The organism is Streptomyces sp. NBC_01431, assembly GCF_036231355.1.
Taxonomy (GTDB): Bacteria; Actinomycetota; Actinomycetes; order Streptomycetales; family Streptomycetaceae; genus Streptomyces.
Window position 1 is genome coordinate 7,507,859 of the sequence record NZ_CP109496.1, and the last position, 23,785, is coordinate 7,531,643.

14 protein-coding genes and 3 pseudogenes are annotated in these 23,785 nt (G+C 69.7%); 8 read left to right on the forward strand and 9 right to left on the reverse strand.

Annotated features, from left to right (window positions below):
* Window positions 1-17: 17 nt before the first annotated feature.
* The 6 genes from OG522_RS34285 (at window position 18) to OG522_RS34310 (ending at window position 8,337) form a co-directional block, all read left to right on the forward strand.
* The gene (locus OG522_RS34285; RefSeq protein ID WP_329466938.1) at window positions 18-1,982 is read left to right on the forward strand and encodes a hypothetical protein; all 1,965 of its coding nucleotides are present in this window, start codon (window positions 18-20) and stop codon (window positions 1,980-1,982) included.
* 268 nt (window positions 1,983-2,250) lie between these two features.
* Window positions 2,251-3,297: a LacI family DNA-binding transcriptional regulator gene (locus tag OG522_RS34290; RefSeq protein ID WP_329467847.1), complete on the forward strand. Its 1,047-nt coding sequence runs from the start codon at window positions 2,251-2,253 to the stop codon at window positions 3,295-3,297.
* Window positions 3,298-3,448: 151 nt separating this feature from the next.
* Complete coding sequence (locus OG522_RS34295; RefSeq protein ID WP_329466939.1) at window positions 3,449-4,696, forward strand: sugar ABC transporter substrate-binding protein; 1,248 nt, start codon at window positions 3,449-3,451, stop codon at window positions 4,694-4,696.
* Window positions 4,697-4,716: 20 nt separating this feature from the next.
* Complete coding sequence (locus tag OG522_RS34300; protein WP_329466940.1) at window positions 4,717-5,700, forward strand: carbohydrate ABC transporter permease; 984 nt, start codon at window positions 4,717-4,719, stop codon at window positions 5,698-5,700.
* The gene (locus OG522_RS34305) at window positions 5,697-6,515 is read left to right on the forward strand and encodes a carbohydrate ABC transporter permease (protein ID WP_329466941.1); all 819 of its coding nucleotides are present in this window, start codon (window positions 5,697-5,699) and stop codon (window positions 6,513-6,515) included. The genes OG522_RS34300 and OG522_RS34305 overlap by 4 nt, the downstream gene beginning before the upstream one ends.
* Window positions 6,516-6,600: 85 nt before the next feature.
* Window positions 6,601-8,337, forward strand: coding sequence for an amylo-alpha-1,6-glucosidase (locus OG522_RS34310; protein ID WP_329466942.1), 1,737 nt, complete (start codon window positions 6,601-6,603; stop codon window positions 8,335-8,337).
* Here the strand turns inward: OG522_RS34310 and OG522_RS41315 are convergent.
* Window positions 8,292-8,519, reverse strand: a complete 228-nt coding sequence (locus OG522_RS41315; RefSeq protein WP_443074854.1) for a cellulose binding domain-containing protein — start codon at window positions 8,517-8,519, stop codon at window positions 8,292-8,294. The two genes, OG522_RS34310 and OG522_RS41315, sit on opposite strands and share 46 nt — an antisense overlap.
* A 146-nt stretch (window positions 8,520-8,665) precedes the next feature.
* Here OG522_RS41315 and OG522_RS34315 point away from each other — a divergent pair, with 146 nt between their 5' ends.
* On the forward strand, window positions 8,666-9,346 hold the full coding sequence (locus OG522_RS34315) for a glycoside hydrolase family 3 C-terminal domain-containing protein (RefSeq protein ID WP_329467848.1): 681 nt from the start codon (window positions 8,666-8,668) through the stop codon (window positions 9,344-9,346).
* Here the strand turns inward: OG522_RS34315 and OG522_RS34320 are convergent.
* The 3 genes and pseudogenes from OG522_RS34320 to OG522_RS34330 all read right to left on the reverse strand — a co-directional run.
* A pseudogene (locus tag OG522_RS34320) lies at window positions 9,265-11,073 on the reverse strand (glycoside hydrolase family 9 protein); the annotation flags it as partial. The gene OG522_RS34315 and the pseudogene OG522_RS34320 overlap by 82 nt on opposite strands.
* 198 nt (window positions 11,074-11,271) lie before the next feature.
* The gene (locus OG522_RS34325) at window positions 11,272-12,387 is read right to left on the reverse strand and encodes a GH12 family glycosyl hydrolase domain-containing protein (RefSeq protein ID WP_329466943.1); all 1,116 of its coding nucleotides are present in this window, start codon (window positions 12,385-12,387) and stop codon (window positions 11,272-11,274) included.
* Between the two features lie 93 nt (window positions 12,388-12,480).
* Window positions 12,481-14,193 (reverse strand): glycoside hydrolase family 6 protein, encoded by a 1,713-nt coding sequence (locus tag OG522_RS34330; RefSeq protein ID WP_329466944.1) that lies wholly within the window; start codon window positions 14,191-14,193, stop codon window positions 12,481-12,483.
* Between the two features lie 676 nt (window positions 14,194-14,869).
* Here OG522_RS34330 and OG522_RS34335 point away from each other — a divergent pair.
* The gene (locus tag OG522_RS34335) at window positions 14,870-17,788 is read left to right on the forward strand and encodes a glycoside hydrolase family 48 protein (protein ID WP_329466945.1); all 2,919 of its coding nucleotides are present in this window, start codon (window positions 14,870-14,872) and stop codon (window positions 17,786-17,788) included.
* A 141-nt stretch (window positions 17,789-17,929) separates the two neighbouring features.
* Here OG522_RS34335 and OG522_RS34340 read toward each other — a convergent pair.
* The 5 genes and pseudogenes from OG522_RS34340 to OG522_RS41320 all read right to left on the reverse strand — a co-directional run.
* Window positions 17,930-20,048 (reverse strand): annotated as a pseudogene (locus tag OG522_RS34340) (beta-galactosidase).
* A gap of 65 nt (window positions 20,049-20,113) precedes the next feature.
* Window positions 20,114-21,865: a cellulase family glycosylhydrolase gene (locus OG522_RS34345; protein ID WP_329466946.1), complete on the reverse strand. Its 1,752-nt coding sequence runs from the start codon at window positions 21,863-21,865 to the stop codon at window positions 20,114-20,116.
* Between the two features lie 46 nt (window positions 21,866-21,911).
* Complete coding sequence (locus OG522_RS34350; RefSeq protein ID WP_329466947.1) at window positions 21,912-23,417, reverse strand: glycoside hydrolase family 43 protein; 1,506 nt, start codon at window positions 23,415-23,417, stop codon at window positions 21,912-21,914.
* Window positions 23,418-23,496: 79 nt separating this feature from the next.
* Window positions 23,497-23,604: a hypothetical protein gene (locus OG522_RS34355; RefSeq protein ID WP_329466948.1), complete on the reverse strand. Its 108-nt coding sequence runs from the start codon at window positions 23,602-23,604 to the stop codon at window positions 23,497-23,499.
* A pseudogene (locus tag OG522_RS41320) lies at window positions 23,576-23,785 on the reverse strand (cellulose binding domain-containing protein); the annotation flags it as partial. The gene OG522_RS34355 and the pseudogene OG522_RS41320, both read right to left, overlap by 29 nt.

Below are 23,785 nucleotides of genomic sequence, written 5' to 3' on the forward strand. Positions count from 1 at the left end.
CCGAAGGAGACCTCCGCATGTCCCACACCCCTGCCGAAACGGGGCCGCCACCGTCGATTCCCGCTGTCACGGCCTCGGTTCCGCTGCTGGAGCCACCGGGCTGGGCCATCGCGCAGCGAGACCTGTTCGACCTCCTCGACCACGCTTGGCGGCGGTTCGCGAAGGACTTCACCGGCGAGGACGGCCGGCTGAACTACAGCGGCGCGCTGACCTCGCGTGACGGCGTGGACGACTTCTACGAAGTCTTCTTCAACTGGCCGCAGCTCTACCTGCTCGGCGGCGCGGACGATCTGCTGGCGGCCGCCGAGCGCCACTGGGAAGGCGTCACCCGGCAGTTGACCGAGCTGGGCATGCTCCACGCCGAGTACGAACGGGGTTACGACTGGTTCCACCAGGGCGAGAGCCTGCTGCTGCTCTACTTCCTGTCGATGGCCGCCCCCGAGCGCTGGTCGGAGCGCGCCCTGCGGTTCGCCGACCTCTACGTCGATCCGGCCCACGGCAACTACGACCCCCAGCACCGCGTCATCCGACGCCCGCACAACGGAAGCGACCCCCAGCGGGAAGGCCTGTCCGACGGCGAGGCCTACCCGTGGCTGCCCGAGGAAGCCCGGATGTACGGATTCCCGCTCGACTGGACGCTCCCGGAAGGCACACCCGAACCCGAGCTGTCCCAGGACCCGCGTCTAGGCGAGGAGATGCGCCGCAGGATCGGCAGCGGCGACACCGCGGTCAACCTCGCCGCGGCCGGACTGGTCCTCAACGCCTGGATCCTGTCCGGCGAGGAGCGCTACCGCACTTGGATCATCGACTACGTCGGCGCCTGGCGGGAGCGTGCGGCAGCCAACGACGGGATCATTCCGGACAACGTCGGCACCGACGGCGAAGTCGGCAGCCAACTGGACGGCCGCTGGTACGGCGGGCACTACGGCTGGAGCTGGCCCCACGGCTGGTACAGCGTCGGCCAAGCCGCCCTGGTGGCGGCCCTGGCGGCCGTCGCCGCGACCGGCGACGAAGGCTTCCTCGACATGGTCCGTCCGGCCCTGGACACCGTCCTCGCCCACGGCAGGACCATGACCTTCAACGAGTCCGACTCCAGCCTGCGTTCGAGGTGGAGCGCCCAGCTCGCCGAAGACGTGGACACTCCCACCCTGCACGTGCCCTTCCGGCACAGCGACCGCGGCTGGTTCGACTTCAACCCGCCGCTGACCGCCGTCCCCACAGCGCTGTGGCACCACAGCGCGTCCGAGACGGACCGGCAGCGCCTGGAACGGATGCGCGAGGCCGGCGGCATCGACTGGCGTACGGTGCGCCCGTTCCGTACGAAGGAGGAGGCGGGGCACGAGGAGCCCTGGTTCGCCTTCCTGGCCGGCGACAACCCCGGCTACCCGGGACGGATCCTGGCCGCCGCGCAGGCCCAGGTGCGCCACCGCCTCGCGCGGATGGAGCGCTACCGCGACCTGGACGTCCCCGAGGAGGACATCCACCTGTGGCAGCAGTCCAACCCGGTGGTCACCGAGGCCCTGGTCCAGCTCACTTGGGGCGGACCACAGGTTATCTACAACGGCGGCCTCCAGCAGGCCCGCCTCCGTCACTACGACGCCCACACCGGTCGCCCCGGCCTCCCGCCGTCAGTAGCCGCACTGGTCACGGCCATCGACCCCGCCGCGACCACCGTCGAACTGGTCAACCTCGACCCCCGCACCGCACGCGCCGTCATCGTGCAAGCCGGTGCCTGTGCCGAACACACCATCAGGGACGTGCGGTACACCGTCTGTCAGGATCCCTCCTGGATCGGCGACCTGTACGACTACGGCCACCGCGAACCGACCGTCACCGAGGCCACGGTGACCGTCGACGGCACCTGGATCAGCGTCGAGCTCCCGCCGTCCACCAGGATCCGGCTGACCCTGGAACTGACGCTCCGCACCCGCACCCCCTCCTACCGCACCCCCTTCGACACCACCGAGGGCGACGCTTCGTGAGGAGCTGGGAAACCTCCGTCGAACCGGTTCGAGGAAGTTAGCACCGGGACAACCGGCCAGCAATACCCGCGGCGTGGGGTTCTCGCGCGTCGATTTCCGTGCTCGGGAAAGTGTGCGCGGGGTATTGACAGTCGTAGAGGTCGTTTCTACGTTCCTTCATGCGAACCGGTTCGACAGCCGGGCCTCGCTCGTCCCGCAAACCGCACCCTCACGACCGGTGGACGTTCCCTCCTTCGAGGTGTCGAACCGGTTCGAGCAAGGAGTCGTCGTGAACATCGGTGAGATCGCCCGGCGAGCCGGTGTCTCGCGCTCCACCGTCTCCTACGCGCTGAGCGGCAAGCGTCCGGTGTCGGACGACACGCGCCGGAAGATCCAGGAGGTCATCGACGAGTTGGGCTACCGCCCGAACGCCAGCGCGCGAGCCCTGGCCAACGGCCGGACCAGCACGATCGGCCTGGTGTTCCCGCCGGCCGGCAACCACTACACGGGCATGCAGTTGGACTTCATCGGCAGTGTGGTGGAGGCCGCCGCGGCATACGACTACGACGTACTGCTGTCACCGAGCGGTGTGGACACCGACCGCTCGTTTCAGCGGCTGCTGGGGGAGCGGCGCGTCGACGGGGCGATCTTGATGGAGATCAGGCTGGTGGACGACCGGGTGGATCACCTGGCCGCGCTCGACTTCCCCTCCGTCGCCATCGGCCGCACCGCCGATCCCGAAAGCGGCTGGTGGGTCGGCCTGGACCACACCGCGCTGGCGGCCGCGTGCGTCCACCACCTGGCGGATCTCGGCCACCGCAGGGTCGCCTTCGTCAACCGGCCCGAGCAGTTGCTGCAAGCCGGGTACGAATCCGCGCACCGGGGTCTTGACGGCTTCACCAAGGCCGCGGCCGAGCGCGGGCTGACGGTGCGCACGTACTGCTGCGGGGACGACGCCGCCTCCGGCCAGGCATGCCTGGAACGGATCCTGCACGACGACCCGGCCACCACGGCACTGGTCACCCTGAACGAGGCCGCGCTGGGCGGTCTCTACCGGGGGCTCGCCCAGGCCGGCCGCCATGTGCCGCGCGACTTCTCCGTCACCGGAGTCGTGGCCGCCCGATGGGCGGAGACGGTGACCCCCCAGCTCACCGCGGCGGACGTACCGGCGGCGGAGATGGGCAGGCACGCCGTCGACCTGCTCGTTGAGCGGCTCGGCCGCCCCGGCACGCCGCCCCGCCACCACCTCCTGGCGCCGCCGATCTCTCTGCGGGCGAGTACGGGACCCGCGGGAAACCCGCACATCGCGGGCGACGGGACCGACACCACGTCCTGACCGTATCCACGCGCACCTCCTCACATCACCGGTCGCACCGAACCGTGCGGCAGGGCCGTTCGCCACGCCGCCCTCTCCTCATCACCCATGCTCTCGGCACCCGTATGTCCAGAACACTCGGCACCCGTATGTCCAGAACAAAGGAACCTCGATGAACAGCTTCTCCAGGCAGCGCCGGCTGACCGCGGCCGCCCTGACCGCCCTGGCCGTGGCCGTCACCGCCACCGCTTGTTCCACCGGCTCGGGCAGCAGCGCCACCGTGGGCGCCGGCAGCGGCACGTACACGATCTGGGACCCCTATCCGCAGTTCGACAGGAACTCGGCCTGGGGCAAGTTGCTGGACCAGTGCGGCAGCAAGGCCGGGGTGACGGTCAAGCGGACCGGCTTCGACACCAGCGACCTGGGGAACAAGGCCCTGCTGGCGGCCCAGCAGGGCAACTCGCCGGATGTCCTCGTCGTCGACAACCCGGTGGTCTCGACGCTCGCCGAGGCGGGTGTGCTCACCACGACCGACGAGAACAAGCTGGACCCCTCGAAGGTCGACGCCAACCTGCTCGCGGCCGGCCAGTCCGGCGGCAAAACTTACGGCACTCCGATCGGTGCCAACACCCTCGCTCTCTACTACAACAAGAAGGTGCTGAAGCAGGCCGGGGTGGACATCTCCTCGGTCAAGGACTGGCCGTCGCTGACCGCGGCACTGGCGAAGGTCAAGGCGGCGGGCAAGAAGGGCATCACGTTCTCGGCGATCGGCACGGAGGAGGGCAACTTCCAGTTCCTGCCGTGGTTCTGGGGCGCCGGCGCCAAGCTGACCGCACTCGATTCCGCCCAGGCCGTGTCCGCCCTGTCCCTGTGGACGGACTGGCTGAAGAACGGCTACGCCCCGAACTCGGTGCTCAACAACACCCAGACGACCAGCTGGCAGGAGTTCGCCAGCGGCGACTACGCGTTCAGCGAGAACGGCACCTGGCAACTCGCAGCCGCCAAGAAGGCCGGCCTCGACTACGGCGTGCTGCCCGTTCCCGGCGCGAACGGAGGCAAAGCCGCCGCCGCGGTCGGCGGTGAGTTCGTGACCATACCGGTCCAGAAGGACACCGGCCGCTACGCCACTTCCCAGAAGCTGGCGACCTGCCTGACCAGCACCGACAACCTCTACAACACCGACACCACGCTGTCCTACGTTGCCCCCACCGGCGAGGTCCAGGCCAAGCAGGTGGCCGCGAACGCCGAACTCAAGCCGTGGGTGGACGCGGTCAAGGCGGCCAAGGGCCGCACCAGTGACGACCTGGGCACCAAGTACCCCAAGATCTCCGAGCAGATGTGGAAGGCCGTCCAGTCCGCCCTCAGCGGGTCCAAGTCGCCCAAGGTCGCGTTGTCCGCGGCCCAGTCCGCCGTCAAGTAGCCCGACCGCAAGGGCCGTTCATGAAACACACGACACAGCTGCCGGACCCCCGGTCCGTGCGCGTCCACGCCGGCGCGGTCACCGCCGACCCGCCCCCGGTTCGCGGAACGAAGCGCCGCCGCCCCACCTCCACACAGTGGGCCGCCTGGGGGTTCCTCGCCCCCGTGACCCTCTATCTCGCCCTCTTCTACGCCTATCCGCTGTACCGCAACATCGACCTGAGCCTGCGCAACTACACCGTCCGCTCCTTCGTTGAGGGCAACGCGCCGTTCACCGGCCTGAAGAACTACCACACCGTCTTCGCCGACCCGACCTTCGCCCCGGCCCTGTTCCACACCGCCGTGTTCACCGCCGTGTGCCTGATCTTCCAGTACGCCCTGGGGCTGGCCCTCGCCGTCTTCTTCAACCAGCACTTCCGACTGTCGGCCACCCTGCGGGCCCTGTTCCTGGTGCCCTGGCTGCTGCCGCTGATCGTGTCGGCCTCCACCTGGTCGTGGATGCTCAACAGCGACTCCGGTGTCGTCAACGCCGCCCTGCACGTCATCGGCGTCGGACCGGTGAACTGGCTGACGTCACCCACCTGGTCGCTGGCCTCGGTGATCATCGCCAACGTCTGGATCGGCATCCCGTTCAACCTGGTCGTGCTCTACAGCGGCCTGCAGTCCATCCCAGTCGGCCTGTACGAGGCCGCGGCGCTCGACGGGGCGGGTGCCTGGCGCCGGTTCTGGAACATCACCTTCCCGCTGCTGCGTCCGGTGTCCGCGATCACCCTGCTCCTGGGGCTGGTCTACACCCTCAAGGTCTTCGACATCATCTGGATCATGACCAAGGGCGGCCCGGCGGACTCGTCCACCACCTTCGCCACCTGGTCCTACCAGCTCGGATTCGGCAACCTGCTGCCCGCCTTCGGCCCCGGAGCGGCCGTCGGCAACCTGCTCGTCGTCGCGGCCCTGGTCTTCGGCCTGGTGTACCTGAGAGTCCAGCGAAAGCAGGCACTGTCATGAACCGAAGCCGTACGTGGTGGAAGACGGCCGTGGGCCTGGTGCTGACTGCGGTCATGCTCTTCCCGGTCTACTGGATGCTCAACGTCTCCCTCACCCGCGACCAGGACATGCGCAAGAGCCCCCCGGGCCTGCTGCCACTCCACGGCACCCTGGCCGGCTACCGAACCGTCCTGGACGAGCAGTTGCCCTACCTCGGCACCAGCTTCGTCATCGGCCTGGGCACCGTCGTGCTGACCGTGGTCCTGTCCGCGCCCGCCGGCTACGCGCTGGCCAAGCTGCGCCCGCGCGGCGGGGGCATCCTGAACTTCGTCCTGCTGGCCGCCCAGATGATCCCCGGCATCATCATGGCGATGGGCTTCTACGCCATCTACCTCCAACTCGGCCTCCTCCAGTCCGTCCCCGGCCTCATCGTCGCCGACTCCACCCTGGCCGTCCCCTTCGGCGTCCTGATCTTCACGGCGTTCATGTCGGGCATCCCCGGCGAACTGCTCCAGGCGGCACAGGTGGACGGCGCCAGTGTCCTGCGCACCTTCCGCTCCGTCGTTTTGCCGATGAGCCGCAACGCCGTCGTCACGGTGTCCCTGTTCGCGTTCCTGTGGTCCTGGTCCGACTTCGTCTTCGCCAGCACCCTCGTCAACGGCGGCGCCCAGGAGCCGATCACGCTCGGCATCTACCACTACATCGGCAACAACAACCAGCAGTGGAACGCCATCATGGCCACCGCCGTCGTGGCCTCGTTGCCCGCCGCGGTCATCCTCGTCCTCGCCCAGCGCTATGTCGCCGCCGGCGTGACCGCCGGCGCTGTCAAGGACTGAGACCGGCCCGACCCCGCGCCAGGAGGCTGAACCGCTCACGCGTCAGCCTGTTGCCGCCCCCTGCCCCAGAATCGAGTCACGACACATGACCGCCGCCCGATCCGGCCCGGCCTTCTCGGTCCACGACATCCCGTTCAGCACGTACGGATCCTGGTTCGACATATCGCCCGTGGTGGCCGAGAACTCGTACGCCGAGGACCTCCACCTCGTCTCGCACCAGAACGGCATGCACGCCGTGCTGCGCATGGTCCCCCTGAATGCGACGCGGGGCGACCGCGCCGAGACCCGTATCGAGGCGACACCGGGCCTGCTCAGCTGGGTCGGCGAAAGCGGGCGCGTCGACCTCGCCTACGAGTCGTCGGACACCGTACGCCTGCGGGGGAGCGGCCTGGGCATCGGCGTCTTCGCCGCCGCGCACGCCCTGACGCCGTTCAGCGGAACGTACTTCTTCCACGACCCGGCCGCGGACGCGTACGTGTTCACGTCGTACGAGACCGGCCGCCGCTACCGGGTCACCATGGTGTCCGGCTCCATCGCCGACACGGCCGGAGCCCAGGCGCTCGGCGGCGGCGACCGCGGTCTCACCGTCGTCGCGGAGCCGAACGGTGTCTGGGAGATCGCGATCGAGGAACTCGACACCGCCCGTACGCCCTACGCGGCCTCGGCGCCCTTCGACGACATCATGGCGTCCGCGCGGCGCGCCTTCGCCGACTTCGTGGACGCGGTGGCTCCCTGGCGCTCGTCCGCCACCCCGGCCGCCGAACTCGCGGCCTATGTCGTCTGGTCGGCGACCGTACGGCCGGCGGGCCTGGTCGGCCGACACGCCGTGCTGATGTCCAAGCACTGGATGGACAAGGTCTGGAGCTGGGACCATTGCTTCAACTCCCTTGCCCTGGCGCCCGCTTGTCCCGAACTGGCCCTGGACCAGTACCACCTCCCCTTCGACCACCAGGACGCCAGCGGCGCCCTGCCCGACTCGGTGACCCACTCCGAAATCCTGTACAACTTCGTCAAACCGCCCATCCACGGCTGGGCCTTCGGTCAGCTGCGCCGCCGGTTGCCGACACCGCCGAGCCAGGACGAACTTGCCCAGGTGTACGACCGGCTGGAGCGCTGGACCGACTTCTGGCTGACCGCGCGAAGAGCCCCGGGCGCCCAACTGCCCCACTACCAGCACGGCAACGACAGCGGCTGGGACAACGCCACCACCTTCGACCCCGAGCGGGTGATCGTCACCGCCGACCTCGCCGCCTTCCTCGTCCTCCAGCTACACCAACTGGCCTATTTGGCCCGTGAGTTGGACAAGCCGGAGGAGGCGATCCGGTGGACTGCGACAGCCGAGGAGACCCAGACGGCCCTGCTCGACCAGCTCTGGACCGGCGACAAGTTCCTCGCCCGGTCGGTCGCCACCGGGGACACCTGGAGCAGCGCCAGCCTCCTCGATCTGATGCCCATCGTGTTGGGCGAGCACCTGCCCGCCGAGCTCGGCAGCACGCTGGCCGATCGCATCAAAGCCCATCTGACGCCATATGGCCTCGCCACCGAACTGACCACGTCATCGCACTACCTCTCCGACGGCTACTGGCGCGGCCCGATCTGGGCCCCCGCCACCGTCCTCGTCGAAGACGGTCTGCGCCGCGCAGGACACCACCGGCTGGCGGACGACATCAGCGCCCGCTTCCGCGCCCTGTGCGAAACCCACGGTTTCGCCGAGAACTTCGACGCCCTCACCGGAACGGGCCTGCGCGACCGCGCCTACACCTGGACGGCGAGCAGCTACCTCCTCCTCGCCGAAGCGCACGCCCAACGCGACACCCGCTGACCGTGTGAGGGGAGGGGCGTCAGGCGGTTGTGCAGGGGGGCGCCGTTGAGGCTGAACAGGCGGGGGAGCGAGGTGTTGCCGGTGTGGGTGGCCTGGAATCCGAAGGAGCTGGCGGCGCCGGGAGCCGACGTTCCGTTGTAGCTGAGGTTTTTCGCGGCGACCTGGCCGGTGGCCGGGGCCAGTGAGGCGTTCCAGCCTCGGCTGCTACGCCTTCCCGGTGCACGTCGGCGGCCAGCACCCGCACGCGCCGCTCGGCATCGAACTCCCCACGCTGGGCGAGGCGTTGAATGCCGAGTTCGCCGGGAGCAAGGAGTGGTCGGTGCGCGGGGTGGCCGTCGACGGCGACGATGTCGGCGACATCCCGGAAGTGGTCCGTGCCGCTCGGCAGGCCGATGTGGTGGTGCTGGCCCTCGGTGACCGGGCGGGCCTGTTCGGGCGAGGCGCCAGCGGCGCGGGCTGCGACGTGGAATCGATCGAACTGCCCGGCGTGCAACGGCAGTTGCTCGGCGCCCGGCTGGACTGCGGCACTCCGGTCGTGGTCACCCTGCTGGCCGGGCGGCCGTACGCGCTGGGGCGCGCGGTGAGCGAGGCTGCGGCGATCCGCGGCAACGGCCCCCTCGCCGACCGCACCCCCGGCCCGGCGACCGTGAACGTCGCGCTGCCCGAGACGGCGTCGGCGTCCTGCGCGGCGGACATCGATACCTGCTGCGCGGTTGCCCAGTTGGCCGGTGTGAACACCAACGTCGCGCCCGTCGTCGCGGCCAGGTCCTCGTCGTCGGAGCTCCGGACCACGGTCACGCCGACGCTCTGCGCCGGCGCGGCCGAGAGCCGCACCTCGACCGCCGCCGAGCCGCCCTCCGGGATGGCCACCGCCGCCGGTGTCACCCGCACCTCGGGCACCGCCGGGGGTTTGGGCCGCTCCGCGGCGAAGGCCGCCAGCCATGCCAGCGAGGCGTTCCAGTTGATCGCCACCTCATTGGTGGAGTACGAGCCGATGTCGTCCACATAGCACGCCGCCGGCGCGCAGCCCGGGAGCTTGGCTTTGGCCACCGGATCCTCCAGACCCGCGTTCGGACCGCCCGCGAAGGAACCGGCCGGCGGGTGCGGCAGCGAGGCGTCGTTCTCGTGCGCCCAGAACCGGTGGTGCTGGTTCTCGGAGTAGCGCTCGCCGTAGCCGGTGACGTAGGAGAGGTCGAGGGCGTTGCGGCCGAGCAGGTAGTCCATCGATTCCAGAGCGCCGGCGCGGTACTTCTGCCGACCGGTCAGCTCGTAGGCGACGGCCAGAATCATCGCGTTGTTGGCGACGGCGCTGTTGGAGCCCCAGACGTAGCCGGTGGCGGGGATCGGCACCGCGTAGCCCTGGCCGGCCATGGTGGCGAGGTAGCCGTCGGCGGCCGAGGTCAGCAGGCCGCGCACCCGGGCGAGGTCGTCGGCCGGCAGGTCGACGCCGGGGACCGTGGCGAGGGTGATCCGGCCGAGCGTCGCGGTGCCGCCCCACCAGAACCCGTCGGCCGGTTCGGTGTGATGCGGGGAGGCGGTCACGGCGTTCCGGTACTGCGACTCGCCGGTGGTGGCGAGGAGTTCGGCCGCCGCCCAGTAGAACTCGTCCGAGACGTCGGCGTCCTCGTACGCGCCGCCGCCGGTGCTGTCGCTCGCCGGGGCGAGTACGTTCGGGTTGGCCTTCGCGGCCGCCCATGCGCGGCGGGCGGCGTCGAGGCAGCGCGCGGAGAAGGCCGCGTCGTACGGTGCGTACACCCGGGCGCACTGCGCGGCCGTGGCTGCCAGATTGAGCGTGGCCGCGGTGGACGGGCTGTGCAACTCGCGTTGTTTGTCGTCGAGTTCCGGGCGGGTCGGAAGTGCGGTCCACTCGGCGTCGTGCACCTTGTGGAAGGCCATTCCGGCCATCGGCCTGCCCGCCGGGACCTGCATCCGCAGCAGGGACTCCAGCTCCCAGCGCGCCTCGTCCAGTACGTCCGGTACCCCGTTGCCGCGCTCGGGCACCCGCAGCGTCGAGTCTCCGAGCGCCGCGTCACCGCCCGAACGCCGGGCACGTTCAAAGGAATTGACGAGCTCCCAGACGGATATGCCACCGTTGACCACGTACTTGCCCTGGTCGCCCGCGTCGTACCAGCCGCCGTGCACGTCAAGGCGGTAGTCGCACACCCCGGCCTGACAGGGGACGCTGGTGTCCCCCTTGTTCGGTGCGATGCCCAGGTGCCCGGCGGGCCGGGCGTAGGCGCTGCCCGCCAGGGCGGCGTCGATCGCGATGCCGCTGCGCTGCTGGTAGAAGAACGACATGCTGTCGGCGCGCAGCCCGTCGTACAGCGACGCGGAGATGTCGAACGGGTGGCTGGTCCGGCCGTCGACGGCCAAGGTGAAGCTGGTGCCGGTGGCGGTGTACGCGCCGAAGTCGACGAGGTGCGTGGACTGGCCGGACGCCTGGTCGGCGCCGTGCACGGTGGTGGTGCCCGAGGAGACCACCACGCCGGAGGAGTCGCGCAACTGCCAAGGGAGCGGCTCGGTCGCGGAGCTGACCACGGTGGCTCGCTTGGGGCCGTCGGGGAGGTAGCCGAGCTGGTTGACCCGGACCGGGACGTCGGCGGCCGCGACGATGGCCGCGTCGGCCGAGTGCGCCGGAAGCGCGGTGGCGGTCAGACCGCCGGTGGCCAGGACGAGGCCGGCGAGCGCGGCGACCGCATGGCGTAGCACGCCGCGGGCGGGGGTGGCAGGGGGCACGGATGGGGCCTTCCTGGGGTGGGGGGCTTGAGGGGGGTGAGGTATGGGAGCGCTCCCAATTCATCAAGCCAGCCCCGTGTGTTGCGCGTCAAGACCGCGTCCAGGACCGGCAGTTGACGCCCGTCGGTGGAGGGGGCCGGGGTCAACTGCCGGGCTCTGCCACGGCTGGGCGGGCCTTGGCGCTCGCGCGGGGTTGTTTCAGGCGGTGCCGCAGGGGGTGCCGTTGAGGCCGAAGCCCGTCGGCTTGGCGAAACCGCCGCCGTAGCTGCCCTGGAAGCCGAAGGAGACGTGGCCGCCGGGGGAGATCTGCGCGTCGTAGGGCGGGCCGCTTGCCGTGACCGTTCCCGACGACGGGGAGACGTCCGCGTTCCAGGAGCTGGTGATCCGCTGCCCGGCGGGCAGGCTGAACCCGAGCTTCCAGGAGTCGACAGGGGAGGAAGTGGAGTTGGTGACCGTGACGTCGGCGGTGAAGCCCCCCTGCCAGGTGTTCGTCGCGTAGGCCACCATGCAGGCCCCGGAGTTGCCGGGGCTGCCGACGGTGTTGACCGTGGAGGAGAACGAGGTCACGGCGAGGCCGGCGCCGTTTTGCCAGGGCTCGAAGCCCGCCTGAATGCTGGTGAGGTACCAGCTGTTCTGGGCCAGCCCGCGGGAGACGGCCTGGCGGGCGAAGTCCATGACGTCGAAGCCCCAGTCGGCGATCGCCGATGGTGCGACGAACGTCAGCACGTCGTTGGAGCCGTTGTTGCCGGACCACACCTGCCACTGGCGTCCGGCCACGGTCGCCGTGCCGACCTGCGAACCCACGGGCTGCACGGGGCCGACCTTGTTGAACCAGATCATGATCTCGGTCCGGTTGACGCCGTCGGTACGCGGTGTCGGATCGAGCCAGATGTCGTACGCCGCGTCATACACCGCGTTGCTCACATAGCTGTAGGAGACGCTGGTGGGGGACCCGGCGATGGTGCTGAGCCGGGCGGGCAGGCTGGTGCCGGGTGAACAGTTGGTGTAGTGGCAGCCGTTGAAGAGGGACGGGTAGGACTTCGGGGCGCCGGTCGTGGGGACCGACCCGTCGGCCCGGGTGATCCTGAATCCCGAGTCGGTAGTGGTGACGCACTGGGCCTGGCTGGTGCCCCAGCGGTTGTTCTGAACGACGTAACGGCCCTGGACGGTCGTCGACCCGAACTGTTCGCAGAGGGTGGTGTCGGCCTGTGCCACCGAGGCGGCGGTCAGCAGCGCGGCCAGCGAGATGAGCGCGGTGAGCAACGCGCCGAACAGGCCTCGCGCGCTACGGGCACGGTGTGGTGACGGTCGCATGTGGATCCTCTTCGAAGGTGGGGGGAGAGCGGGAGCGTCGGAGCGCCGGGGCCGGTTCGCGGGTAGGGACCGGCCCCGGCGGAGCCGGCCGGTTTACGGCAGCGGCGGGTAGGCGTTCTGCATCAACTGCTGGAACTGGGCGGAGAACCAGTGCCCGCCCAGCGGCGCGTTCGGCAGGGCGCCAGAGGGGTTGTTGTTGTTACGGGCGTTGCCGCCGTAGGTGGGGTCACACATCCGGTCGAAGCCCTTGCCCTCGTCGTTGGGGATGTCCGAGCTGGCTCCGTCCGACTCTCCCGGGGGCTTCACCCACACATAGGCGTCGATCCCGGCGGCCGGTGCGGCGGTGGGCCGTTCACCGAGTCCGGCGCCGCTCTGGTTGCACCAGTTGCCGACATGGATGCGCCGGTCGACGCGGCCGCCGTTGACGTAGTTGTCGACGGAGGTCTGCGGGCCGGGCCCGCTGGGCCGGGCCGAGCCGCCCCAGCCGTCGCGGGACGTGTCGATCAGCATGCCGGTGCCGGAGCTGAAGCCGGCCGCGATCACCTTGTCGCGTAGCCCCTGGGCATAGGCCTGCTCGTCCGCGTACTGGTTCCAGTCCAGCCACTTGGCCTGGCGCACCGTCTGCCCGTTCACGCTGTCGGTGATCTTGAAGTTCGGCTCCTTGGCGGGGCCGTAGTTCGCGGTGTTGACGATGAAGCCGGCCACGTCGTTCATGCTCGCGCCGTTGGTGGTGGCGACCTTGGCGAACTCCTGGGCGGCCGGGCCCAGGTTGGTGTCCCAGCCGAGCCAGCCGTGGTGGCCGGCGTCGAGGTAGTTGTAGACGTTCGGGATGGCGCCGAGCTTGGCCAGCGCGTAGCTGACGCCCTTCTCGTAGTTGCCGTTGCTCTTCATGGTCACGCAGGCGTCGGTGGTGGTGTTGGTGCCGCCGGCGTTGGTGACCAGGTTGGGCAGTGAGTCGGGTTCGATCACGGTGGCGATCCTGAGGCCCGCGTAGGCCGGGTCGGCGAGGATCGAGGCGATCGGGTCGATGTACTGGGACTTGTACTTGTCGATGTCGTTCGGGCCGAGCTCGCCGTTGGAGGCGAGGGCGGCGCAGTCGCGTCCGGGCAGGTCGTAGATGACCAGCTGGACGACCAGGTCGCCGGAACCCTTCTGCTTCAGAGCCTCGTTCAGGTGGGCGCGCAGACCCATGCCGCCGCTCACGCCGTTGATGGTGGCGATGCGGTCGAGCCAGACGGCTGTGGGCTGGTCGGCTACGCGGCTGCCACCCGGTTCGGCGGCGGCCTTCGCCGACCACTCCGGGTTGACATACATCTTGGCACCGGCGTACGGATTGTCGACCCGGCTGCCGCTGCTGCCGCCGCCGTTGTCGCCACCGCTGCCGCCGTCGTCGACGTTGCAGGTGACGCCGTCGAGTGTGAACGTGCTGGGAATGGCGTTGGTGCCACTGTAGGAGGCATTGAAGCCGAAGCTCACCGAACCGCCGGTCGCCAGCGCGCCGTTGTAGCTCTCGTTGGCGGCGGTGACCGCGGTGCCGCTCTGGCTGACGTTCGCGCTCCATCCGCTCGTGACCTGCTGGTTGCCGGCGTAGGACCACTTCACCGCCCAACTTGACTTCGCGGCAGCGTTGTTGGTGACGGTCACGGCGGCGGTGAAGCCGGTGCCCCACTGGTTCTGCACCTTGTAGTCGACCGTGCAGGGGGTGGTCGTGGCCGCGGCGTCGGCCGATGTGGCGCAGAGCGCGGTCGCGGAGGACCCGGCAACCAGCGTCAGGGCAGCGAGCAGCGACATTCTGGTGCGATTCATGAGTGTGGACTTCCTTCTGTTTCCGTGGGATCTACGGGGTGACAGCGCGCAGCGGCCGCGGGGCCCGCTGCCGTGCGCGGTGGGCGTGCGGGCGTGGGCGGCAATCAGGGTCGGCGGGTCGAGCCGGAGGAGGGGAGCCCGTCGGCAGTCACGGTGGTGCCGCACTGGTGCCACGGCGCGATCCAGCCTTGGGTATCCCGCCGGCCACTCGCGTGAGGCCCCAACTGCCGTGTGTCGCACGGCGGTTGATGGACTTCCCAGAAGTCCGGAAGCCGGTGTCCCGCCGGCCGGTGACCGAGCACGCCACCACGGCGGGCGGGGTGACCTTCGCGGCCGTCACCACGGGCAGGCCAAACCGCCCACGAGCACGAGCGCACCGGGCGGCTAAGAGTAATGAACACGGGGGGTGTCGCATGAGCGACTCCTTGCAGCTTGCCGCGCCGGTAACCGGCGCGTCGACTGAATGGAACCGCTCCCACTGGTGCGAAGGAACGTAGCGCCCGATGGCGCAAATGCCCAGAGGCGCGTCCTGACTTTGTCTCAATTGACCGAGCGAACTCTTTCGACTCTTCAAACGTCTTGACCGCACGCGGGGCCGTCCTCACTATGGGAGCGCTCCCACTGGGTTCAAGGCCTGAATTCTCCCTAGCCGCAAGCCGCAAGGAGGAACCAGTACATGGATCCCGGACACAGGCGCAGAGCCGCGCGGCGGTGGTGGACAGCTGCCCTTGCCGCGCTCGCCTTACCCCTGACGATGCTCGCCTCCGGCACCACCGCCGCGCACGCGGCGGCCGTCCGGTGCAGCGTCGACTACAAGACGAACGACTGGGGTTCCGGCTTCACCGCCGACCTCACCATCACCAACCGCGGTACCGACGCCATCGACGGCTGGACCCTGACGTACGCCTACGGTGGTGACCAGAAGCTCACGAACGGCTGGAACGGCACCTGGTCGCAGTCCGGCCGGACGGTCACCGTCAAGGATGCCGGGTACAACGCGAAGATCGCCGCGGGTGCCGCCGTCTCCACCGGTGCACAGTTCACCTACAGCGGCACCAACACCGCGCCCAGCAGCTTCACGGTCAACGGCACCACCTGTGCGGGCGCGCACCAGCCGCCCGTCACCGTGCTCACCAGTCCGAGCGTGGGGGCGACCTACACGCAGGGGGAAGCGATCCCGCTCGCGGCCACCGCGGCGGCCGCCGACGACGCGACGGTCAGCAAGGTGGAGTTCTACGACGACACCACCCTGCTGGGCACGGACACCAGTCCTCCCTTCACGTTCTCGGCCTCCAACTTGGCCGCCGGCAGTCATTCCCTGCTGGCGAAGGCGTACGACAGTCTTGGTGCCTCCGCGGAATCGACCCCGGTCGGCATCATGGTCGCCTCGGGTCCCGCGGTCGTGGCATCGCCCACTCAACTCAGCGTCCAGCAAGCCAAGTCGGGGACGTTCTCGGTGAAGCTGTCGAAGCAGCCGAGCGCGGACGTGACGGTGAGCGTCGCTCGCACGGACGGCAACGCGGGCCTGTCCGTTTCGAGCGGCTCGTCGCTCACCTTCACCCCGTCGAACTGGAGCACCGCGCAGCCGGTGACCATCGCGGCGGACTCCTCCGGCACGGGCAGCGCGACCTTCACGGCCTCGGCCGCCGGCCACAGCAAGGCGGCGGTCACCGTGACGGAGCTGCCGGCGGCCAAGACGTACGACGCCCGCTTCCTGGACCTCTACGGGAAGATCACCAACCCGGCGAACGGCTACTTCTCACCCCAGGGCATCCCCTACCACTCGGTCGAGACGCTGATCGTCGAGGCCCCGGACCAGGGCCACGAGACCACGTCGGAGGCCTACAGCTACCTCATCTGGCTGCAGGCGATGTACGGCAAGGTCACCGGTGACTGGTCGAAATTCAACGGCGCGTGGGCCCTCATGGAGAAGTACATGATCCCCACGCACGCGGACCAGCCCTCCAACTCCTCCTACAACGCCTCGAAGCCGGCGACGTACGCACCCGAGGAGGACACCCCGAACGAGTACCCGGCGAAACTGGACACGTCGGTGCCGGTGGGATCGGACCCGATCGCGGGCGAGCTGAAGTCCGCGTACGGCACGGACGACGTCTACGGCATGCACTGGCTCCAGGACGTCGACAACGTCTACGGCTACGGTGACACGTCCGGCGGCACCTGCGAGGGCGGACCGACGCAGACCGGGCCGTCGTACATCAACACCTTCCAGCGCGGCCCGCAGGAATCCGTGTGGGAGACGGTGCCCCAGCCGACCTGCGACGTTTTCAAGTACGGCGGCACCAACGGGTACCTGGACCTGTTCACCGGCGACAACTCCTACGCCAAGCAGTGGAAGTACACCGACGCCCCGGACGCCGACGCGCGTGCGGTGCAGGCCGCGTACTGGGCGGACGTGTGGGCCAAGGCGCAGGGCAAGGGCGGCGACGTCACCGCGACCGTCGGAAAGGCCGCGAAGATGGGCGACTACCTGCGCTACTCGATGTACGACAAGTACTTCAAGAAGGTGGGCAACTGCGTCGGGCCGTCCACCTGTCCTGCCGGGACCGGGAAGGATTCCTCGCAGTACCTGCTGTCCTGGTACTACGCATGGGGCGGCTCCACCGACACCAGCGGCGGCTGGGCCTGGCGCATCGGCTCCAGCCACGTGCACGGCGGATACCAGAACCCGCTGGCCGCCTACGCGCTCAGCTCCAACGCCGACCTGAAGCCCAAGTCGGCCACCGGGGCCGCGGATTGGGGCACTTCACTGACCCGGCAGCTGGAGTTCTACCGCTGGCTGCAGTCGGACGAGGGCGCCATCGCGGGCGGTGCGACCAACAGCTGGGCGGGCCGCTACGCGGCACCGCCGGCCGGGAAGTCGACGTTCTACGGCATGTACTACGACGAGCAGCCCGTCTACCACGACCCGCCGTCCAACCAGTGGTTCGGCTTCCAGGCGTGGTCGATGGAGCGCGTCGCCGAGTACTACCAGCAGACCGGGAACGCCAACGCCAAGGCGGTCCTCGACAAGTGGGTCGCGTGGGCGCTGTCCAAGACCACGATCAACCCGGACGGCACCTACCGGATCCCCGCCACACTCCAGTGGTCGGGTCAGCCCGACACCTGGAACGCCTCAAGTCCCGCTGCGAACAGCGGACTTCACGTCACCGTCGCCGACTACACCAACGACGTCGGCGTGGCGGCCGCATTCGCCAAGACCCTGACGTACTACGCCGCCAAGTCCGGTGACACGGCGGCGAAGACGACGGCCAAGGCGCTGCTTGACGGCATGTGGAACAACTACCAGGACGGCCTGGGCATCGCGGTCCCCGAAACCCGCGCCGACTACAGCCGCTTCGGCGACACGGTGTACGTGCCGAGCGGCTGGAGCGGCAAGATGCCGAACGGCGACGCGATCAACTCCTCGTCCACCTTCGCCTCGCTGCGGTCCTTCTACAAGAATGACCCGGCCTGGTCGAAGATCGAGGCGTATCTGGCGGGCGGAGCGGCGCCCTCCTTCACCTATCACCGGTTCTGGGCCCAGGCGGACATCGCCATGGCCATGGGCTCGTACGCGGAGCTGCTTGAGTAGCCCCGCCGAGTACGACGCGCACACGCCCTGTTCGTAGGGCGACGAAGTGACCGGGCCGGGCGGCACCCACCCGCACAGGGGCCGCCCGGCCCTCCCGCATGGATGCCGCGCCAGCCGTGCCCGGCCGTCCCTCCCTTCGTCTCAACGTGTCACGAAGACCCGTACGTCCCAGGCCCCCAGGGGGACCGGCCCGCCGGCGGGCACCGCGGTACCGTCCAGTACGTCGGTCAGGTCCACCGGGGCCTGGGCCTCGGCGGGCTGCCAGCTCCAGTTGTGGACCACGTGGACCCGGCGCCCGTCCGGGGACGTTCCGGTGCTCGCGGTGACGGAGACGGGCAGGTCGCGCCAGCCGCTCACAGGAACCGAGGAGAGCCAGCCGGTGAGCGCCCGCGCCAGGCCACGTCCGGGGACGGTGCCGACGCACGTCACCCGGCCGGTGCCGTGGGCCCGGGTCGTGACCGCCGCCCAGCGCCCGAAGTGCGGGTGGTCGTACCCGGCGAGCACCGTGGCGTCGGTGGCGGTGAGGCCCTCCGCCCAACGGGTCGCGGTGGCGTCGGCCGGCAGCTTCAGCGGGCTGTCGGGGATGGTGCGAACAGGGAGGTCCGAGGGCAGGTTGCTGAACTCGTCGTACCTCGCGCCCGCGGCGGCCGTGAGGCGCGGCGGGGCGGTCTCGTGGCGAGCTCGGGCCTCGTGGTCGGCGTAACCGGTGCGGGGGCCGAGCACCAGGTGGCCGCCGGCCTCGGCGTAGGCCGCGAACCAGTCGAGCAGTGAGTCGTCGGCGAGGTACAGCGCGGGGACGACCAGCACGGGGTGGCGCCTGGCGGCGAGTTCGGGCGCGATCCCCTCGCGCTCGCCCCGGGCGTCGTGCAGCTGGCGGGCGTGGAGGATCCGCGTCTGGCGGCCGGCCTCGAAGGCGCCGCGGTAGAAGGCGTCGAAGACGCGGTGGTAGGACGTCGGGCCGGGGCTGCCGTCCGCCTTCGCCAGCGGCGGGTACTTCTGCATGAGCCACTTGCTGGGCATCGAGTAGACCATCGCGATGTCGGCGTCGGGCTCGATGCCGGCGACGAGTGACCCGGCCGTCTCGAACTCCGCCCCCAGGCATACGAGTTCGGTGTGGATCCGGCCGGGCTTGCCGCTGTGCGGCAGGATGCCGCCCCCAGTACGTCTCGGTGCCGAAGTGCAGGGTGTGCCAGTGCCAGTACTCGATCATCCGCGCGCCGCGCGAGACGAGGGCCCACGCGGCCTGCCGTCACTGGCCGTCGAACGCGGGCTGGTTCTCCGAAGTGCCGCTGATGGCCTGGGCGTTGGTCTCGGTGACGAGGAACGGCTCCTGGCGGGAGGAGAAGATCCGGTCGGCGCTCTGGTACAGCGCCCACACCCCCGTGGTCTTCCACTGCTGCTCGTGGTCCTCGGGCGCGGGGTCGGGCAGCGTCAGGGCGTCCTGCATGTCGTAGTACGGGTTGCCCGCGGTGACGTCCAGGGCGTCGGTCAGCTCGTCGTCCTCCAACGCGGGATGGTTGTAGGCGAGGCAGGTGGTGACGAACTGGTCGGGGCGGGCGTACTCGCGCGCGATGGCGGCCTGCCAGGCGACGAACTCGGTGGTCTGGCGCGCCTGGAACGCCCGCCAGGCGACGTCGTACTGCGGCTGCTGGTTGTTGTCGGGCTGCCACAGGTCGGCCCAGGTGGTGAGCCGGTGCGACCAGTACACGAGGCCCCACTGGCGGTTGAGGGTCTCCACGTCGCCGTACGTCTGCCGCAGGTGGTCGACGAACCGCTGGAACACACCGCGGTTGTGCAGTAGGCGCAGGCCGGGCTCGTTGTCGACCTGGAAGCCGATGACGGCCGGGTGTCCCGCGTAGCGGGCGAGGATCGCCCGGGTGACGCGCTCGGCGTGGAAGCGGAAGGCGGGGTGGGAGAAGTCGGCCTCCTGGCGGGCGCCCCAGCCCATGGGCCGGCCGGTCCCCTGGTCGGTGACGATCTCCGGGTACTGCCGGGCCAGCCACGGCGGCACGGCGTAGGTGGGTGTGCCGAGGACGACCGCGATGCCGCGTTCGTGGGCGGCGTCGAGCACCGGGGCCAGCCAGTCCAGTTCGAGGTGGCCGTTCTCCGGCTCCCAGGTCGACCACACCGACTCGCCGACCCGGATGACGGTGAACTTCGCCTCCGCCATCAGGGCGAGGTCTTCCTTGAGCCGCTCGTACGGCTGGTACTCGTGGTAGTAGGCGGCGCCGAACAGCACGCGCGGGGGCAGCGGGACCATGGTTGCACCTCTGAACGTGAAGGAGCCCCGACCGCCACGGGTGGCGGCCGGGGCGGGGGCTGCGGTCAGGAGGCGGTGCCGGTGACCGTGTTGCCGGACTTGGTCACGTGGTACGTGACGGTGGCGCCGGTCCAGAAGCGGAAGGTGAGCGTCACCGGGGCGCCGTCCTTCAGCGACTTGAGGAAGTCGGCCTTGACGGTGGTGGTGTTGGCGCCGTAGCCGACGCGGTAGTTGTCGAACGACTGGTACGTGGTCCAGGAGGCCGGGCCGGCGGCAGTGCCGTCGGCGTAGGTGGACTCCACGTTGGCCATCAGGGACCCGTTGAACCGGGTCGGGATGGTGAGGCCGTCGGCCGTTCCGGTGGCGCCGGACAGCACCGCTTTGTCGTACGAGCGCACGAAGAGCTTCCAGGGGACTCCGCCGGAGTACCGGACCTGGAGGGTCGCGGTGACCCCGTGGGCACGGTCCCCGGCCAGCCGGGTGAGGGCGACTGCCGTCAGCGTGAGCTGGTCGCCGTTGAGGGTGTAGTCGCGGAACGGGATCAGCGGGACATTGCCCTGCCACAGCCCCGCGAACCGGAGCCCGTTGCGGTTCAGCGTGATGGTCTGCGCCGTGATGGGGCCGGAGGCCGGAAGGAAGACGTTGTCAGTGGAGGCGGTGCCCGAGCGAGTGGTCCAGGACGACTTGATCAGGGCCTCCATCTCGGGGACCTGCCACCGCATGGTGCTGCGGTTCAGGAAGTCGTTGGAGGCGTCCCAGACCGCGGTGGTCATCCCGTTGGTTCGGGCCACGTAGTTGACGTGCTCGAAGTACTTCAGCATCTCCCCACGCTCGACGACGCCGGAGTAGGGCGAAGTGAGCAGGCCGTATTCGCCGAGGTAGACGGGGATGCCCTTGGCGACGAAGGTGTCGTGCACCCGGGCGAAGCCTTCGGTCAGGTCCTTCTGGCTCGTGGCGTCGTAGGTCGTCCCGTTGGCGATGTTCACGCTGAATGGGTACCAGCTGTAGTAGTGCACGGTCGCCACGAGGTTGCGGTCGTGCAGCGATTTCATCGTCGTCGACAGGTCGTCGAGCCAGTGCTGGGCGGAGTTGGTCTCCTCGGAGGGCAGGACGAGCAGGCGGTCCTTGTTCCGCCCGCCGGAGTTGCGCACGATGCTGTGGAACGAGGTGTTGAGTTCCCGCAGGTACTGAGTCTTCTGGGCGTCGGTCGCGTTGGAGAACTGCGGCTCGTTGACGCTCTCCATGAGTAGCGTGCGCGGCTCGTTCTTGAAGGTGGTGGCGATCTGCTGCCAGGTCGAGTTGAACCTCGCCATGACGTTGGCGTGGTCGGTGGACATGTTCAAGATCCACTTCCACGAGTCGTGGTGGACGTTGATCTCGACGTAGAGGCCGTCCTCCAGGGCCCAGTCGACCACCTGCTTGACCCGCTTCATCCACGCCGGGTCGATGGTGTAGGGAGCGGTCTCGGACTGGTGGGGGTACCAGCTGACGGGGATGCGGACGCTGCGGAAGCCCTGCGACCGGAGGCCGTCGAACGTCGCCTTGGTGGTGAGGGGGTTGCCCCAGGAGGTCTCGTCGGGTAGCGCGTCCAAGGTGTTGCCGAGGTTCCAGCTCGGCTGCATCTGGGTCACGGCGGCCATCGGGTCGTGCGGGACCTTGGCCGCTGCCGCCTCGGCTGCCGGCTGGGGCTGGTCGAAGGGCGCGGCTATGGCGTTGCCGCAGGCGAGGCTGATCGCGGTGACCAGCGTCACCAGGATGCCGACCGTCCCGCCGGACCGCCGGCCGCGCGGGCGCGGGGCCTGTTGTGGGTCGTTCACGTGTCGTCCCTTTCGTGTGAACGGGTGGGCAGTTCCTGACGGGTGGTCAGGAATGCGGGAGAGGCTCATAGTCGAACCAATCGAAGTGGGCGGTACCGGTCGCGGCGTACATGCCGATGACCCGGCCGGTGAAGCCGCCGGCCACCTCGGTGGAGAGGTGGCGCCCGTCGAGCACGGCGAGGGTGGTGAACGTGCCGTCCGGCTCCTCGAAGCCGAAGGAGAGGGCGTCCGGCCCGGTCCGCGCGTCTCGCGGGGGCGCGATCTCGACGCCGAGCACCACCGCTCCCTCGGGCAACGGCCGGGAGGCGACCTCGGCGCGCAGCGAGCCGATGCGGGCGTACACCGTCACCTCGCCGGCGCCCGCCTCGATCTCGTAGTGGTGCTCCTCGTCCAGTCGGACGGCCAGGCCGCCGCGCCCGTCGGCGGGGTCGATCAGCGTGCGGGCGCGGCAGGCCAGGTGCTGCTGGCGTCGGCCGACGAACACGACGTCGTTGTCGTCGAGAGAGGCGCCGGCGGCGCGGAGGGTCAGCCAGCCGGATGGTTCCTTCGTGGTGCAGAGCCGCTCCGGCCGCTCGCGCAGCGAGATCCAGCGGGGGTGCAGCTCGGCGTGGTCGAAGTCGTCCCGGACCGGGGCGGTGGGACCGGGGTGCAACGGCCAGGCGGGGGTGGGCAGTTCGGGGGAAAGGTCGCCGACGACCGGCCAGCCGTCCACCCACTCGACCGGCGCGAGGAAGGTCTCCCGGCCCAGTACGTGCCAGCCGGGGGTGCCGCCGCGCGGCCGTACGCCGAGCAACACCATCCACCAGGAGCCGTCGGGCGCCTGGACGAGGTCGGCGTGCCCGGTGTTCTGGATCGGGCGGGGGGTGCCGCGATGGGTCAGGATCGGGTTGGCCGGGCACGGCTCGAACGGGCCGGAGGGCGTGCGGCCGCGGGCGATGGACACGCCGTGACCGCGTTCGGTGCCGCCCTCGGCGATGAGCAGGTACCAGTACCCGCCGATCCGGTACAGGTGCGGGGCCTCGGGTGCCAGGGCGCCGGGGGTGCCGGACCAGAGCGAGTGCGGCTCGCTGAAGGTCTCGCCGGTGTGTGGGTCGATGCGGACCTGTGAGACTCCGGCGACGGTGCACCAGCAGGTGCCATCCTCGTCCCAGGCGAGGTCCGGGTCGATGCCGGGGACTCCGGGCAGCCGGACCGGGTCGGACCACGGGCCGGCCGGGTCGGTGGCGGTGAAGAGCATGTTGCCGCTGTCGCTGACGTTGGTGACGATCAGCCAGAAGCGGTCGTCGTGGTGGCGCAGGGTGGGGGCGTAGATTCCGGCGGAGGAGGACATGCCGCGAGGGAGGTGCAGCTGGCTCGTCCGGTCAAGGGCGTTGCCGATCTGCGTCCAGTTCACCAGGTCGCGGCTGTGGAAGACGGGGATGCCGGGGAAGTACTCGAAGCTGGAGCAGACGAGGTAGTAGTCGTCGCCCGCGCGGCAGACGCTGGGGTCGGGATGGAAGCCGGGGATCACCGGGTTGGGGACGGTGGCGCCCTGCTGGGACTGATCTGACACGTGGTCAGTTCCTTTCCGTACGTGTTCGGGGGCGGTGCCCCGGACCGTTGGAGCGTCCGGGGCACCGCTTCGTGGTGGCTCAGCCGATCGCGCAGGACGCGCCGTTGACCCAGAAGGCGGATGGATTGGCGTCACTCCTGGGCCAGGTGGCCTTGAAGCCCCACTGGACGCTTCCGCCGGGCGGCACGGTGGCGTTGAAGGACGCAGTCCCCGGCGTTGATGCTCGGGCCGCTCTGCGACACCGAGGTGTTCCAGCTGTTGGTGATGGTGGTGTCGCCGGGGAAGTCGAAGCCGAGGTCCCAGCCGTTGACCTGACCGAGGTTGTTGGTGACGACGGTGACGGTGCCGATCAGGCCGCCGAGCCACTC